Source organism: Nitrosococcus wardiae, from assembly GCF_004421105.1.
GTDB classification, from domain to species: Bacteria; Pseudomonadota; Gammaproteobacteria; order Nitrosococcales; family Nitrosococcaceae; genus Nitrosococcus; species Nitrosococcus wardiae.
The window spans coordinates 3,953,086-3,967,984 of sequence record NZ_CP038033.1; the positions used below are offsets into that span (position 1 = coordinate 3,953,086).

Here is a 14,899-nt window from a genome sequence, read left to right on the forward strand (position 1 = left end):
AAATTATTGCCAAAGTATTGACTCCTTTCCCTCACCCTTTTCTCAGTCGCACCGCCTTTCTCACCCTTGCCTTCGTGTTCGAGGGCGGGCTAGCATTAGTCGGCCTAATCTTGGGATGGTTTGTGGGGATTAAGCCATTCGCTTATCTTACCTTCAACTGGTCTGCGCTTGGCTGGACTGTAGTAGGAACATTGCCCTTGATGCTACTCTTTTGGGTCTCTTACCGCTTTCCTATTGGACCGTTAGGGCCTATCAAGCGGCTTTTAATTGAGACCTTAGGCCCTTATCTGGATAACTGCCGCTACTACGATCTGCTATTAATCGCTCTGCTCGCGGGCGTGTGTGAGGAATTATTTTTTCGTGGGGTTTTGCAATCCTGGATAGAATCCATTGGAGGAACCTTTCTTGGTTTAATAGGCAGTAACCTAATATTTGCTTTAGCCCATTTCATTACCCGAACCTACGCTCTGCTAGCAGGTTTGATGGGTGTCTATCTTGGCCTACTTCTTGATGCCGGTGAGCAACGAAACTTACTTACTCCCATGATGGTACACACCCTTTATGACCTTTTCGCTTTCCTAGTGGTGGTCCGAACATTCCGATTAGAACAAGCACACCGGCATCCCTAATCCTGCCCTTGCAGGATCGGAGCCAAACCTTCAAGAATAAGCTGAGCGGCAATCCCTGCGAGTAACAAAGCGAAAATACGCGTGAAAGCGATTAGCAAAGGCTGCCCTATGTACCTTTCAAGCCAAGGACCTGCGCTAAGCAGGCCCAAAACAAAGAAAAGGCTCAATAGCAACATTCCTGAAAGCTGCAAGGATTCATCCCTATCCTGTGCCATGAGGCCAAAAAGAAGGACTGTCGTCAAGGTGCCAGGACCCGCCAGCAGGGGAACAGCCATCGGCACTACGATGCGCGGAAGCTGGCGCCGTGCCTCGAGTTCAGGGGATCGTCTCACCCTCTCTTTTTTTTCGGCATGGATCTTGTTTCCTCTCAAGGAAGAAGCCATCCAAAAAAACATACGCTGAAAGAAAGTGGGTGTCTTAGATGAAGAAGAAGATAGCTCGGGTTCCTCTGCCTGCTTAGTATGAAGCTCCTCCGTCACTTTTCCGTGAAAGAGAGAGATCGCTGTCATGAATAGGAGGATACCTCCACCTAGTTGAAAAGCTGGAAGTTGAATCCCGAAAAAACTCAAAATGGACTTTCCTGCCCATAGAAAAAAGAGCAGTAATCCACCGGCAATCATACAGTTCCAGAAAGCTAACCGCAAACGAACCGACCCAGGCAACGCCCTAGTCAATTCAGACCAGACCGCAATTTTGCCAATAGGGTTGAGCACACCTATTAAAGCAGCAAAGAAATTTCCTAGCAATTCCCAGTTCATGCGCTCATCTCCATACGAAAGTCTTCTTTACTACCTACTGGGAAACCCATATCTGCAGGCCCCCTCAGCACAAAGGCACTCACTACAAGAAGGCCGCCAATATATTAGGTCTGTCCCCAAAAAGAAATTCTTCCCCGCTATCGAGAGGCCGTACCGAAGCAAAAATAGAATTAGGCTTATTCGGAGATATAGTTCATTACCCTCCTTAAGACAAGCGATGCGGAGAATTGCCCTTACTTTTTCGCCGAGCCATTTCTAACATTTCCCGGGCATGGGCGCGAGACCTCTCGGTGATCTTTTTCCCTCCCAACATCCGAGCAATCTCCTCCACTCGCTTTTCCTTGTCAAGGAGGGTGAGTTCAACAGCGGATACTTTCTCATGGTGAGACTTACTGACTTGGATCTGAGCATGGGCCTGGGCAGCGACTTGGGGTAAATGAGTAACGCAAAGCACTTGCCGATACTCACCCAATTCTCGCAGCCGCGCCCCTACAGTTTCTGCCACCGCCCCTCCAATACCCACATCCACCTCATCAAACACCAGAGTCGAGACCCCTCCATATTGGAAAGTCAGAACCTGAATAGCCAACCCGATACGGGATAGTTCTCCCCCCGACGCGACTTTACTTAAAGGGCCTGGAGGTTGACCAGGATTGGCGCTGACCTGAAATTGGACCTGCTCCGCACCATGGGCAGAAAACTCCCCCTCTTTTAAGGGAGAAAGGACCACCTTAAAGCATCCTCCTGGCATGGCCAAAGACTGCATTGCCTCGGTCACCCCTTGCTCCAGCTTTGTGGCCGCCTTGCGGCGGGCCTCGCTGAGGTTAGCGGCTAAAGTGCGGCATTCTTTGGAAGCGGTGGCAAACTCTTCCTGTCGCTTGCCAAGGCGCACATCCAGGGTCTCCAAATCTCTCAATTCCGAAGCCAAGCGTTCTGCCAAGGCGGGGAGTTCCTCGGGTTCCATTCGATGCTTGCGGGCCAATTCATAGAAGCCAGATAGACGGTCCTCGACCCACTTCAGCTGCTCTGGGTCTATCTCCACCGCCTCCAAGTAATGGCGCAACCCGCTGGCAGCCTCTTCTACTTGAATAGCAGCGCTCTCCACTAATTCTAGCGGGGCGTTTAAATTAGGATCGATGACACGCAGCTGGGCCAATTGGCGAGCTACCTGACCGAGCAGGACATAGATTGCCCCCTGCTCATTCTGGTAAAGCAAATCCAATGCTGACTCAACCCCTTGAACCAGCTCCGTCCCATGGGCCAATTGCTGTTGTTCCTGCTCTAGTTGTTCTAATTCCCCGGGCTCGGGCCGAAAGACCTCAAGCTCTTCAACTTGGTAGCGGAGCAATTCCAAGCGGGCAGTCTGTTCACTGGCCGCCTGGGTGAGGGTCTCCAACTCTTGACTAAGTTGCTGCCAACGCTGGTAAGCGTTGTCCCATTCTTTGAGAAGCAGGTTGTGCGCGCCGTAGGCATCCAGGAGTGCCCGCTGGCCCCCAGAATGGAGCAAGGATTGATGGGCGTGTTGACCATAAATCTCAACCAGGTACCTACCCACTTCTCGCAAAACTTGGATAGGCACGGGACGGCCGTTAATGTACGCTCGGGATCGTCCCTCACGGTTTAAGATACGCCGCAATACACATTCCTCTCCTTGCTCTAAATCCCGGGCCCGCAACCAGGCAAAAAGAGGTTCGTGAGCCCTAATCTCAAAAACGGCTCCGACTTCGGCTCGCTCCTGACCATGGCGTATTAACGTCACATCGCCTCGGTCCCCTAGCACCAGCCCCAGTGCATCCACCAGGATAGATTTGCCTGCACCGGTTTCCCCGGTTAAGGCCGTCATCCCGGATTCTAGTGGCAGCACCAACTCCGTGATAATGGCAAGATCCCGGACAAACAGCTCCCTAATCACTCAAGCTTTCGCCCCCAATGCAGCTTGGCACGCAAAATAGAATAGTGGTCATGGGCCGCAGGATGAATCAGCCGAACCCTGCCGGGCCGCTTATATATCTTTACCTTATCCCCCATTTCCAACGCTATGCCTGGTTGACCATCGCAACTAGCCTGGCCCGGTGTGGTATTGTGCTCACTAACCACGATTTCAACCACACTATCGGCATCAATCACGAGGGGTCGATTACTCAGGGCATGTGAGCAAATGGAAACCAGCACCATAGCGTTGAGGTTGACATCCAGTATAGGCCCCCCCGCAGAGAGGGCATAGGCGGTAGAACCGGTCGGCGTGGCGACTACCAGACCATCAGAGCGCTGGCTATTGAGAAAGCGGCCGTTGATATAAGTCTCAAACTCAATCAAGCGGACCACTTCTCGAATGTGCATGGTGACATCATTTAGGGCCGTACCGATAAGATAAGATTTTCCCTCACGCTCTAGTTCCGCCTGGATCAAAAACCGTTCTTCTTCGCGGAATTTCCCTTCCAAGACCTGGGCCAGATCCGTATCCAGGGTTTCCGGCAGCACATCAGCAAGAAATCCAAGCCGGCCTAACTTGATACCCAGCAAGGGAATCCCCGAATCCGCCAGATTCCGCGCGGCATGGAGTAAAGTACCGTCACCCCCTACCACAATGGCCAAATCACAGTGCTGGCCTAACTCATGGCGTGGCACGGCTTGCCAATGCTGACTGGGAAAGAGAGCGGCCGTATCTTGATCAATAACAAGCTCCAGCCCCTTCGCTACTAGGAAATCAGCAACCTGCTGCAAGGATTCAGCAATCCGAGGGTCCTTTTGCTTGCCAATGAGCCCTATCGTTTTAAAAGGCTTTGCCATTACTCTTACCGTTCAACCGGCTCTAGATATTCCACCACCAATTGCACGGTGCGCAAATCCCGATATATATTGACATCCAGCCGGTAAGCAAGCTTTATTTTCATGCCAACCTCAAGCCAATCCGGGGGAAGACAACGAAAAGCAATCCCCTCCAATCGCTGGCGGCTATCGAGAGTCGTCAAGGCCAACTTAAGGTGCACCTCACCGACAAGACGAAATCCTTCTACCCAAAATACGCCATCGAACAACGGTTCCGGGAATCCTTGGCCCCAGGGCCCCCCGTCCCGCAGGGTTTCTGCCAGTCCCAGGTCCCAACGATCTAATTCCCCATCGCTGAGAATAATATCTTCCAAGGTTTCCTCATCAAGTTGGGCCTCCAACACTTCCAAAAAAGCAGCCCGAAAGGGGTCCAAATGGATCCGTTGCAAACTTAAACCGGCGGCCATGGCATGACCACCAAATTTGGTTAGCAGATTCGGGTACCGGGTTGCCACCCTATCTAAGGCATCACGAATGTGGAGGCCGGGGATAGAGCGGGCTGAACCCTTCAATTCCTCGTTATCGTGGGGGGCAAAGGCAATCACTGGACGGTAGACTTGCTCCCGGATTCGGGAAGCAAGCAAACCAATCACCCCCTGATGCCACGATTCATCAAATAAGCAATAGCCCAGCGGCCCCTTCTCCTCTCCTGGAAAAACTAGATTTTCCAAGTGAATCGCCGCTTGATTCTGCATGGCTGCTTCGATCTCTCGCCGCTCTCGATTGAGTGCATCAAGTTCGTTGGCCTGCTGTTGAGCCACCTCCGGGGAATCAGTCAGCAGACAAGCAATCCCCAGACTCATGTCCTCTAAACGTCCAGCGGCATTTAACCGAGGCCCCACCCCAAAGCCCAGATCGCTGGTGGTAAAATTTTCAAGGGAACGCCGTGCGCAGGCGGCAAGCGCCTGAATGCCGACACAACAACGGCGCCGCCGAATCCGGGCCAGTCCCTGGGCAATAAGGGTTCGGTTGACCTGATCTAAAGGTACCACATCAGCCACCGTCCCCAGAGTCACCAAATCCAGCAAAGGCGCAAGGCTGGGTTCCCTCTTACCTGATCGGGCAAACCATCCCTGTTCTCTTAAGTGAGCCCGTAAAGCCAGCATTACGTAAAAGATGACCCCTACCCCTGCTAAACAAGAACTAGGGAAAGGATCATCGGGCAAATTAGGATTGACAATGGCATCCGCAGCCGGCAGGGTCACCCCTGGCAAGTGGTGATCCGTAATCAACACGCGGATATTAGCCTCTCGCGCCGTTTGCACACCATCAATGCTGGAGATTCCATTATCCACAGTAATGATTAGATCTGGCCGACCCCGGGCTATAGCCTCCGCCACGATGGCGGGAGTCAGCCCGTAGCCATGGATAAACCGGTTCGGTACCAGATAATCCACTTCCCTTGCCCCCATCAGGCGGAGCGCCCGCACCGCCAGGGCGCAACTGGTGGCGCCATCGGCATCAAAATCGGCAACCACCAATATCCGCCAGCCCTGCGCCAAGGCCTCCGCCAACAAAGTCACTGCAGTTTTGATATTACTTAGCAACCAAGGAGAAGGCAGCTGTTCTAGGGCATAGTCAAGCTCATCCGGAGCCTTAACCCCCCGCGCTCGATACACTCGGCGCAATACCGGATGGATCGTCTCTGGCAATTCAGGGTTATCAAGGGGGCGTCGCTTGAGAAGCTTGCCCACCATTAACAACAGCTCGATTTTCTAATTATTTTTATGGTATTTATCATCACAGGCTCAAGCTCCAGGACTTTTTATGAGGGGGCGCGGACGCCGCCACAAGTACCAACTCTGCAATCCGGTTAAACGATAGCCATGCCCATTTAGCGGATAGAAGGTTAAGCTGGCTAACCTTCTATCCCGCAGTGCAGCATGTAACACCCTAAACCAGTTTTCTTCCAACGCCAACAAAATCTCACGGTAATGCAAAGGATCCGTCCCTTGCAACAGGGAATCCAATCCCATTAAATAGTTACCCGGCGCCGAGTTCTGTGCTAGCCAAGTGCTAGCCCCTGCCGGTATAGGTTTGCCCGGAATTTTGCAATAGGCAGCCAAGGCTTGAAGCAGCGGCTCCTTGCCCCAACTCACCTGTTGCCATAAGGACGCAGCTGGACAGGAGGGGGCTTCCCCGGCCCCCCAGAACCATAAACTATTGACCGGCGATAGGCCTCGTTCTTCTCGCTCACGGTTGAGGGGACAATCATGGAGAAGCATCTGGATTTCATTGAGCAAGGCTCGCCAACGGGAAGCCTCAGGACCCACGGGAAGCCCAGGCTCAATATGTCTCCCCTCGATCGCAGCCAAGGCAGTAAAAGTGACCTTTTCTGGCTGAGGCAATCGGAGATACCAGCGATCCGGCTGCAGTGCCTCAAGCTGCCAACCATACTCCGTAAATAAGGGGGCCACAGTCCTGGCCAGAGACTGGGACTCAGCTTGATTGAGCTCCAGAGAGCGGGGTCCAAATAACACCAAGCGATCCCGATCAGGCTGCAAACACACGGGATCAGCCCGTAACCACCAGCCCGGTTCAAGGGGAAGCCCTCCCTTATCCCAGGAATACATCAGCGGAGCTAAGGGGAGATCCATCGGTCCTGATTGGGGGAGACCAAACAAATGGAATAGTAAAATCTCATATAGGGATGGAGCCACCACCTCGGAGCTCGCCTGTGCCACTATACGTTCCAGAAACGGCAGCCGAAACCCCACTGTGGCCTCTGCTTCCAGTGCTGGAATAAGGCCCGGAACGACCAGAGTCAGATGTAAAGGTGAAGTTCGAAGCAACAAAGTGGGGACCTGCGGTAATTAACGAAGTTGTATGCCTAACACTTGCCGTACAAAAGGGATGGTCAGCCGCCGCTGAGCCGCCATGGAGGCACGCTCCAATTGTGCCAGCAAATCGCTTAGGGAATGCATATCCCGGTCACTATGGCGCAATAAGAAGGCCGCCACCTCATCCGGCAACTCCATGCCTCTTTTGGCAGCCTGAAGTTTTAAGGCAGCATGCTTTTGGTGATCATCCAATGGCTGGAGTTGATACACAAGCCCCCACCCTAGACGGGAGCGGAGATCAGGTAGAAGCAAACAAAGCCCACTGGGTTTTTTGGCAGAAGCCAATAGGAGTTGGCTGGGGCCCTCCCGCGAGAGGTTATAAAGATGAAGCAAGGATTCTTCCCAGTAGCGACAGCCGGCAATCCGATCAATATCATCGATGGCAACGAGGGCAGCCGCCTCCAGCCCGCGTAGAATTTCAGGGGCCAGGGTATCTGCCCGCTTTAAGGGCACATAGGCTACCCGCTCGCCTCTTTGTGCTGCTGCCTGGCAAGCCGCCAGAAGTAAGTGGGTTTTCCCCACTCCAGCAGGTCCCCAAAGGTAGAGGAAACGCTCCCCCTCCCCTCGCCCACAACGTTCTACCGCTGCAACCGGCTCGCGATTGGTATCAGCGAGGTAATAATTTTCAAAACTAGGAGCGCCGTACTCGCCAATGGGCAGAGGAAGTTGCTGAGTAACCAAAAGCGAAATCCTTCACCCGTGATTGGTGGTTTCTGGTCGTTGCCGACGGGATTCAGGATGTGCCTTTCGGGTTCTGCTCGCCCGCCAAGCTTGTCCCCCCCAATGCCAAATATATTGTATACCGCTTAAAAGGGTGGTGAGCGCCACCAAATAGATAAGCCAACCCGTCAATTGCGGAATATCCAATTCTGGCAACTGACTAATCATAATGGCGACGACCAATAAGATTTGGCATAAAGTATTAAGCTTACTGAGTGGAACTGGCTCCATCTCAAAAGGACCAACCAAAAAGTGGTAAGCAAAACCACCCAGCACAATGGCCAGATCCCTGCCGAGAGCTAACAGCACCAACCAATAGGGAAGATGTCCTAACCAAGCCAGCACAATAAAGCTTGAGATGAGTAACAGCTTATCAGCCAACGGATCAAGGATAGAGCCCAGGCGACTCTGCCAGCGGTAATGCTTAGCAAGAAATCCATCTAAACCGTCGGAGGCACCTGCCACCAGGATAATCCACAAAGCAAAAAAATAGTCTTCTTGGAGCAACACATAGATGAGCGGTGCCACCAACAAGATGCGTATTACCGTAAGAAGGTTGGGAATATTTCTCACCTGCATTGTGTTGCTATAACATCACGGCAATAGTCGATAATTGAGTTCCGTATTCGTCCCACCCGGTTCGGTAGCCTCACCTTCTGTTGCCTGTGCCAAGATCCTCCCAAACTGGATAGAGGTGGCCAAAGCCTCGGCTCCCCCTTGCAGCTTGAGTCTAAACTTGGCTTCCGTCCGGGATAGTTGTACCGGTTGTATGGCAATCACTTGGCTAAGGCCACTGAGATAAGAAGAGAGGCGGGCATAATCCATAAACGAGGTCACCTCGGTCACCCTGACCTGTACTGAGGATTGGGAATTATTTCCGGTAACAGGTGCTACCCGAGCAGCGATCACATCGACTGCTTCATCAATACCGGCGCGTAATGCCGGCTCAAGCTCGCCCTCAATGTGCCAGCTTCGCCCTGGCTCAGCGCCGCCGTAAAGAGTCCAACGAGCCTGCCAATCATCAACCCCTTGGCGCAGCAAACGCCCCACTAGCTGTACCGAGGTGGGATAACGGTTTGAAGCCGCCAATATGGGTTCAGGAAAGTTACCCCAAACATCGGTAAAAGACAGCTGCGATTGATCTTCTAAGTCCCAAAGCGGAAAAAGCACAGCTATCCCCCGGCTTTCTGCCTGAGCTTTTAGGGTTTCGACAATAGGCGAGGCGATACTTGCATCCAATAAATAACGCTGGCTGCCATCTTCAATCGCCACCCATAATAGCAGGGTAGGGCGCGCTCGACCCCACATGGGCAACCCTCTTTGCCGCAATAATTGCCTCACACCCCGGGGATCAAAACGAACCCAAAAGGTAGTTGCCTCCTTTTCCTCTTCCGGAGTGTTGTAACGAAATTGTTGTACCAGATTGGAGGCTTCCTCAAGTAGGGAGGCAAGGGGGGCTTCGGCCAAGGCGTGGCGATTCCCCGTCACCTTTAACAAGACCTTCTGGAAAGCTTCTTTCACCGCCTCTGCTTGTTCTTCCGGAGATTGGCTACTGACCACCACCTGGGCTTCATAAAGCTCCACTGCACCGATGGCTTGAACCGGCAACGGCATTATCCCCAATATCACTATTGCTAAGACAATTTGCTTCATAATTCTAGTCTATCATGCATAGGGTCCCAACAGCGCTAACCTAAAGAAAGAACCAGAACACTTCTCAATTTGTTACCCTAATACTTAGGTTAAATTAAACAGAAACTATCTTCTTCCGTCTAGCACAACATGCGGGGTAAAGACAAATCACCCTATGAGCAAACAAAAACAGTCTCCTTCTCCCGACTTCTCTTTAAGCTACCGCGCTGCCGGTGTTGATATCGAGGCGGGCAATCGCCTCGTACAGCGGATTAAACCTGCTGCAGCTCGGACAGCCCGCCCCGGCGTATTAAGCGGCTTAGGGGGTTTTGGTAGCTTGTTCGAGCTCCCGGTTAACCGCTACCGACATCCCATATTGGTAGCGGGCACCGATGGTGTAGGCACAAAACTCAAACTGGCCATTCAATTGAATCGTCACCAGAGCATCGGAATTGATCTCGTGGCTATGTGCGTCAATGATATCGTCGTTCAAGGGGCCGAGCCGCTCTTTTTTCTAGACTACTATGCCACGGGCCAACTAGAGGTTGATGTCGCCGCCGAAATTATTGAGGGCATTGCCCATGGCTGTGAATTGGCTGGGGCAGCTTTAGTCGGTGGAGAAACAGCGGAAATGCCGGGGATTTACCAAGCCGGTGACTATGATCTAGCTGGCTTTGGTGTCGGCGTGGTGGAAAAGGAGCGCCTTATTGATGGGAGTCGGGTACAAGCTGGCGACAGCCTTATCGGAATCGCCTCTTCTGGACCTCACGCCAACGGCTATTCCTTGATCCGTAAGGTTCTTGAACATAGTTCCTATTCGCTGGACAGCCCCTTCGGGGAGCAGACACTGGGCGACGCCCTGCTAACGCCCACCCGCATCTATGTCAAACCGCTATTACAACTGCTGGAAACGATTGAGGTCCATGCTCTCGCCCACATCACCGGAGGGGGGCTGCCAGAGAACTTGCCGCGGGTGCTACCTCCAGGGCTAAGTGCTGAGATTGAGACTTCCCGCTGGCCACGCCCACCCATTTTTAACTGGCTGCAACAGCAGGGACATCTCCCTGAGAAAGAACTCTACCTTACTTTTAATTGTGGAATTGGCATGGTGGTCTGTGTAGACCAAACAGATGCCGAACAGACTCTGGAACTTTTAAGCAATCTTGGCGAGACCGCCTGGCTGATAGGTCAAGTGGTGCCGAAGGGAAACGAAAGACCAGGGGTCATCCTTAACTCAGGAAGCCAATCGTGACTAATAGCCAACGCTTACCCCTGGTTATCCTCATCTCTGGCCGAGGGAGTAATCTTCAAGCCATTCTCGATCAATCTCGCACTGGGCAATTACCGGTGGAGATTCGGGCGGTAATCAGTAATCGTCCCCAAGCACAGGGGCTTGAACGGGCCCGCCTCGCGGGGATCGAAACCCGAGTCCTTGACCATCGCCTGTACCCTAACCGAGAAGCTTTTGACCTGGCTTTGATGGAAGTGATTGACCGTTACGCTCCTGAACTCGTGGTACTTGCGGGTTTTATGCGTATCTTGACCGCTGGATTTGTCCACCATTACCAAGGGCGTCTGATGAACATTCACCCTTCCCTGTTGCCACATTTCCCGGGCCTAGATACTCACCGACGAGCACTTCAGGCAGGACTGAGGGAGCACGGCGCCAGCGTGCACTTTGTCACCAATAAAGTCGATGGGGGACCCATTATCCTGCAAGCCCGGGTGCCGGTCTACCCTGATGATACCCCCGACACTCTAGCGGCGCGGGTATTACAGGAGGAACACCGTATTTATCCTGAAGCGATCCGGGCCTTCGCCGAGGGCAGAATACGCCTTGAAGGGGAACAGGTTCTCTGGCTTAAGCCTTTGGAAGCGTAACGCCGGTTTGGCCCTGGTATTTGCCACTACGATCCCGGTACGAAGTCTCGCAAGGCTCATCAGATCCCAAAAATATTACCTGAGCGACGCCTTCGTTGGCATAGATTTTAGCCGGCAGAGGTGTCGTGTTTGAAAACTCCAATGTCACATACCCCTCCCACTCGGGTTCCAAGGGGGTAACATTGACAATGATCCCACAGCGGGCATAAGTGGATTTTCCCAAACAAATGGTGAGCACGCTACGGGGAATCCGGAAATATTCCACGGTTCGCGCTAAAGCAAAGGAATTGGGAGGAATGATACAAACATCGGATCGCACATCTACAAAGCTGTTGGCATCAAAATTCTTAGGGTCAACAATGGCGGAATTAATGTTGGTGAAAATCTTAAATTCATTAGAACACCGGATATCATAACCATAGCTTGAGGTGCCATAAGAGATAATGCGTACGTTATTGGATTCCCGGATTTGACGTGGCTCGAAAGGCTCTATCATACCGTGCTCTCGCGCCATGTGACGAATCCATTTATCGGATTTAATGCTCATTTGACGAATGGAGAATGGATTTGCCAGGGAGGTGAGGAAGTTCGGGCGACACCAGAGCACAGCTCAAAAAAATTAATAAGAACAAGTTGAGCGGTGAGCGGGCCCGCCATTCCCTGACGGGCCTTTTTCTTGTCATTTGTTATAAGCTTTTTCCCGTTCCTTTGGGCAATACCCGAGATACCGCGCCCTTTTCAACTTTAACTTCTATTCCTTCCGTCAATTCTAAGAGTAGAAAATTATCGCCCACTTGGAGAACTCGTCCCCATAATCCTCCATTGGTTACAATTTCATCACCCTTGCTTACGGAAGCGAGCATACGGAGGCGCTCTTTATGGCGCTTTAATCGGGGGCGTATCGCAAGTAAATAATAAACGAGAAAAATGGTGCTGAATATGAGCAAAGGTACCCAGAATGATCCAGTGGCCTCTGGCGACGGGCCATTTTGAGCCCAAGCCTCTGCAATAAAAAAATTCATTTTTGTTGCCCTTATTTCCTCTTGAAGAAATGGTATCCGTAAGGCCCCTTCAGGATCATTCTACCATTGCTTTTTTCGACGACTTTATACGTAGTCGTGCCTAAATCATCCTTGACCTTAATCACGGATTCTTCAACAATTTTGTAAGTTTTGTTGAAGGTGGTCTTTTGCTTAAGAAACTTGTTGTAGCCAGAAATCTCCACTGCCCCATCGGAATGAAAATCCCACATGGCAAATTCTTTATTGCTATTGCTCCCATCTTGCCTCTGCGCCGTCTTCTCCATTTCCCAGGTCCCTACAATATCTGAGGGCTCTTTAACAACAGCCTGAGCATAAACCGTGGCACCTACGAAAATGTAGCTAAGAAAAAGAAAAGTAAGACCAAGAATACTTCTGGAACTCATAACGTTCTCCCTCAAATCACTCGTCATTTTATGTTTAGAGAAACGACATCCTTTCGTCTCAACGAATAAACCCAATACCATATAATGCCCTACACTAGAATTAGGCAGAGAAAGGATCTCCCCTAGCAAGGGGGAAAAAGCGGCCACATCTATTGCCACAACCAGGCCACGATTTTATAAAGAGGCAAAGTAATACCAACTCTTCGTCTTTAAATACTTCGGCAAAAGCTTTGGGGTATGGGATCCCCTCTGCTCTCGCCCTATCCTGCTAGAGTACTCGACAACTATGCGCCTAGGCATAGGGATGACGGACAAAACTAGACTATCCTAACCTGGGAATAGAAAAAAGGCGAATCAATTAGGGTCATAGAAATCGGGTCAGGGTGCCCGGATAGTCCTGCTCCATTCTTCTTAGGTCGCAAGGACGGTCCACATCCCATCGGGGGGCTAATTCCTTCCCTCGCCAATTAAGCATCTGCAAACGGGCTCGGGTCTGTTCCAACACGTGATGGCTGCCCCAGGATATTCCGGAGAACAACCGGCGGCTACAGCGGCGTACGCCAATGAGGACATACCCCCCATCCTCAGCAGGGCCTAAAACCACATCCGCACCTGCTGCCAGAGCAGCAAGTGCGCCATACAAATCCTCGGCCGTTAATCCAGGACAATCTGTGCCAATAAGCACTGCAAACTTCGCCTGCCGTAAAGCGATCGCCAAAGCTCCCTGCATCCGCCTCCCAAGATCCGCACCCTGCTGAGCTTGTAAGGGTACCCCAAATTTACGGCGGCAGTGGGCAAAAAAAGGATGGCGGGTATCCGGATTGCACCACAACTCAACAGGGCAAAGCTTAGCTTCAGTCGCCCGTGTCAGGGTGTATTCACCAAATTGGCGTTGCAACGCCGCCGCATGATAGGCTCCCAGGGCTGGAATCAGGCGTGTCTTAGCCCGGCCTGGAACAGGGGCTTTGGCGAAAACCAATAATCGAGCGTCAGGGAATTCCATTAACTTAATGAACGCCTAGTTTCAGAAACAACGCCCTAACCTAATACCCGCTAGCCATATTCCTTATATTCACTCCGGTAGTAGATCTGCACTAAACGTTCAGGGCTCACACCCAAAAAATAGGCCAGCCGTAAAGACCACATCAACAATATCGTGCGGAGAACGCCTCGCGCTTCCCAATAACGGCTAGAAGCCATCACAGTAGAACTCAAACACAAGGGCCAACTCAAACGCTTTAAGCGCCGGCTCAACACAACATCTTCCATCAATGGTATCTCAGGAAATCCTTCAACCGCCTCAAAAGCTTCCCTCTCAACAAACAGGGCCTGATCCCCGGTGGCAATTCCAGTTAATCGAGAACGCCAATTCATGCTCCATTCAATGACCCGGAACCAAGTTGATCGACCTGAGAGACGCACATTAAAACGCCCCCACTTATAGTGACTCCTTGAAAGTCCAGCTATGATTGCGTTCTCAGCATCTCCCGGCAAGCGAGTATCGGCGTGGAGAAAAAGCAATATCTCACCTCCGGCTACCCTAGCTCCAACATTCATTTGTATACCACGGCCCCGTTGGGCGACTAAGAAACAATCGGCTAGAGGTTGGGCTAGAAAGGCAGTCTGATCGGAGCTCCCACCATCAACGACAATAATCTCATGTCCCTTTACCCGCAGTGGCTGTAATCGTTGGAGGGCCTCACAAATCCCAACCGCTTCGTTGAGGGTAGGAATAATAATGGATATTCGCATTGTTTAGCCACTATATTAAAAATACTGTGCAAAATGAGAGTTTATTAACAAGCTTCTCTATAGACGCACCAAATCGTCATTTATTTCGAATCCTGAGCTTTTTCTTTAATCAGATAGAGACACCCACATCCCTATGACCGAGCTGGTAACCGTCATTTGTCCTTACTGTGGAACACAGTTTGAAACCCTGGCAGACTGCTCAGCCGGGAACCAAACTTACTATGAGGATTGTACACTGTGCTGCCACCCCATTCTCTTCCATCTTCGAGTTGACGAGAATGGGAGATTATTGCGCCTAGAAGCCCTACGGGAAGATGAATAAAGCATAGAAAATGCCTATCTGGCATGATCCTCTTGCAAAAAGAGCCTACCACAAACCATTATTCCTCAGGACACTGTTATCTTTATAATATAATTGAATAATAAATTAAT

At 51.5% G+C, this 14,899-nt stretch carries 17 protein-coding genes; 4 read left to right on the forward strand and 13 right to left on the reverse strand.

Annotation, left to right across the window (positions count from 1 at the left end; all coding sequences use genetic code 11):
- The first annotated feature begins 17 nt into the window (after nucleotides 1–17).
- Nucleotides 18–629, forward strand: a complete 612-nt coding sequence (locus tag E3U44_RS18785; protein WP_134359556.1) for a CPBP family intramembrane glutamic endopeptidase — start codon at nucleotides 18–20, stop codon at nucleotides 627–629.
- On the opposite strand, the gene E3U44_RS18790 is transcribed toward E3U44_RS18785, so the two are convergent.
- The 8 genes from E3U44_RS18790 to E3U44_RS18825 form a co-directional block, all read right to left on the reverse strand.
- Entirely contained in the window at nucleotides 626–1,387 is a 762-nt protein-coding gene (locus E3U44_RS18790; protein ID WP_134359557.1) for a MarC family protein, read from the reverse strand. The genes E3U44_RS18785 and E3U44_RS18790 overlap by 4 nt on opposite strands.
- 205 nt (nucleotides 1,388–1,592) lie before the next feature.
- Entirely contained in the window at nucleotides 1,593–3,299 is a 1,707-nt protein-coding gene (gene recN, locus E3U44_RS18795) for a DNA repair protein RecN (protein ID WP_134359558.1), read from the reverse strand.
- Nucleotides 3,296–4,177 (reverse strand): NAD(+) kinase, encoded by an 882-nt coding sequence (locus E3U44_RS18800; protein WP_134359559.1) that lies wholly within the window; start codon nucleotides 4,175–4,177, stop codon nucleotides 3,296–3,298. The genes recN and E3U44_RS18800 overlap by 4 nt, the downstream gene beginning before the upstream one ends.
- Before the next feature lie 5 nt (nucleotides 4,178–4,182).
- A complete protein-coding gene (gene recJ / locus E3U44_RS18805; RefSeq protein ID WP_134359560.1) occupies nucleotides 4,183–5,913 on the reverse strand; it encodes a single-stranded-DNA-specific exonuclease RecJ in 1,731 nt (576 codons plus the stop codon).
- A gap of 51 nt (nucleotides 5,914–5,964) precedes the next feature.
- Nucleotides 5,965–7,011: a hypothetical protein gene (locus tag E3U44_RS18810; protein WP_134359561.1), complete on the reverse strand. Its 1,047-nt coding sequence runs from the start codon at nucleotides 7,009–7,011 to the stop codon at nucleotides 5,965–5,967.
- 18 nt (nucleotides 7,012–7,029) lie between these two features.
- Nucleotides 7,030–7,737, reverse strand: a complete 708-nt coding sequence (gene hda, locus E3U44_RS18815) for a DnaA regulatory inactivator Hda (protein ID WP_134359562.1) — start codon at nucleotides 7,735–7,737, stop codon at nucleotides 7,030–7,032.
- 12 nt (nucleotides 7,738–7,749) lie between these two features.
- Entirely contained in the window at nucleotides 7,750–8,355 is a 606-nt protein-coding gene (locus tag E3U44_RS18820) for a CDP-alcohol phosphatidyltransferase family protein (RefSeq protein ID WP_134359563.1), read from the reverse strand.
- A 15-nt stretch (nucleotides 8,356–8,370) separates the two neighbouring features.
- Nucleotides 8,371–9,429, reverse strand: coding sequence for a DUF2066 domain-containing protein (locus E3U44_RS18825; RefSeq protein ID WP_134359564.1), 1,059 nt, complete (start codon nucleotides 9,427–9,429; stop codon nucleotides 8,371–8,373).
- Between the two features lie 154 nt (nucleotides 9,430–9,583).
- On the opposite strand from E3U44_RS18825, the gene purM reads away from it, so the two are divergent.
- Both purM and purN read left to right on the forward strand, forming a co-directional pair.
- On the forward strand, nucleotides 9,584–10,660 hold the full coding sequence (gene purM / locus E3U44_RS18830; RefSeq protein ID WP_134359565.1) for a phosphoribosylformylglycinamidine cyclo-ligase: 1,077 nt from the start codon (nucleotides 9,584–9,586) through the stop codon (nucleotides 10,658–10,660).
- A complete protein-coding gene (purN, locus tag E3U44_RS18835; RefSeq protein ID WP_134359566.1) occupies nucleotides 10,657–11,289 on the forward strand; it encodes a phosphoribosylglycinamide formyltransferase in 633 nt (210 codons plus the stop codon). The genes purM and purN overlap by 4 nt, the downstream gene beginning before the upstream one ends.
- Here purN and dcd read toward each other — a convergent pair.
- The 5 genes from dcd to E3U44_RS18860 form a co-directional block, all read right to left on the reverse strand.
- Nucleotides 11,270–11,836, reverse strand: a complete 567-nt coding sequence (gene dcd, locus E3U44_RS18840) for a dCTP deaminase (RefSeq protein WP_134359567.1) — start codon at nucleotides 11,834–11,836, stop codon at nucleotides 11,270–11,272. The two genes, purN and dcd, sit on opposite strands and share 20 nt — an antisense overlap.
- Before the next feature lie 139 nt (nucleotides 11,837–11,975).
- A complete protein-coding gene (gene yajC / locus E3U44_RS18845; protein ID WP_134359568.1) occupies nucleotides 11,976–12,311 on the reverse strand; it encodes a preprotein translocase subunit YajC in 336 nt (111 codons plus the stop codon).
- Between the two features lie 11 nt (nucleotides 12,312–12,322).
- Complete coding sequence (locus E3U44_RS18850; protein ID WP_134359569.1) at nucleotides 12,323–12,715, reverse strand: hypothetical protein; 393 nt, start codon at nucleotides 12,713–12,715, stop codon at nucleotides 12,323–12,325.
- A gap of 364 nt (nucleotides 12,716–13,079) precedes the next feature.
- Complete coding sequence (locus E3U44_RS18855) at nucleotides 13,080–13,718, reverse strand: TIGR04282 family arsenosugar biosynthesis glycosyltransferase (RefSeq protein ID WP_134359570.1); 639 nt, start codon at nucleotides 13,716–13,718, stop codon at nucleotides 13,080–13,082.
- 50 nt (nucleotides 13,719–13,768) lie between these two features.
- Nucleotides 13,769–14,467: a TIGR04283 family arsenosugar biosynthesis glycosyltransferase gene (locus E3U44_RS18860; RefSeq protein WP_134359571.1), complete on the reverse strand. Its 699-nt coding sequence runs from the start codon at nucleotides 14,465–14,467 to the stop codon at nucleotides 13,769–13,771.
- Nucleotides 14,468–14,600: 133 nt separating this feature from the next.
- Between E3U44_RS18860 and E3U44_RS18865 the strand changes: the two genes are divergently transcribed.
- Nucleotides 14,601–14,789: a CPXCG motif-containing cysteine-rich protein gene (locus tag E3U44_RS18865; protein WP_134359572.1), complete on the forward strand. Its 189-nt coding sequence runs from the start codon at nucleotides 14,601–14,603 to the stop codon at nucleotides 14,787–14,789.
- Nucleotides 14,790–14,899 lie beyond the last annotated feature (110 nt).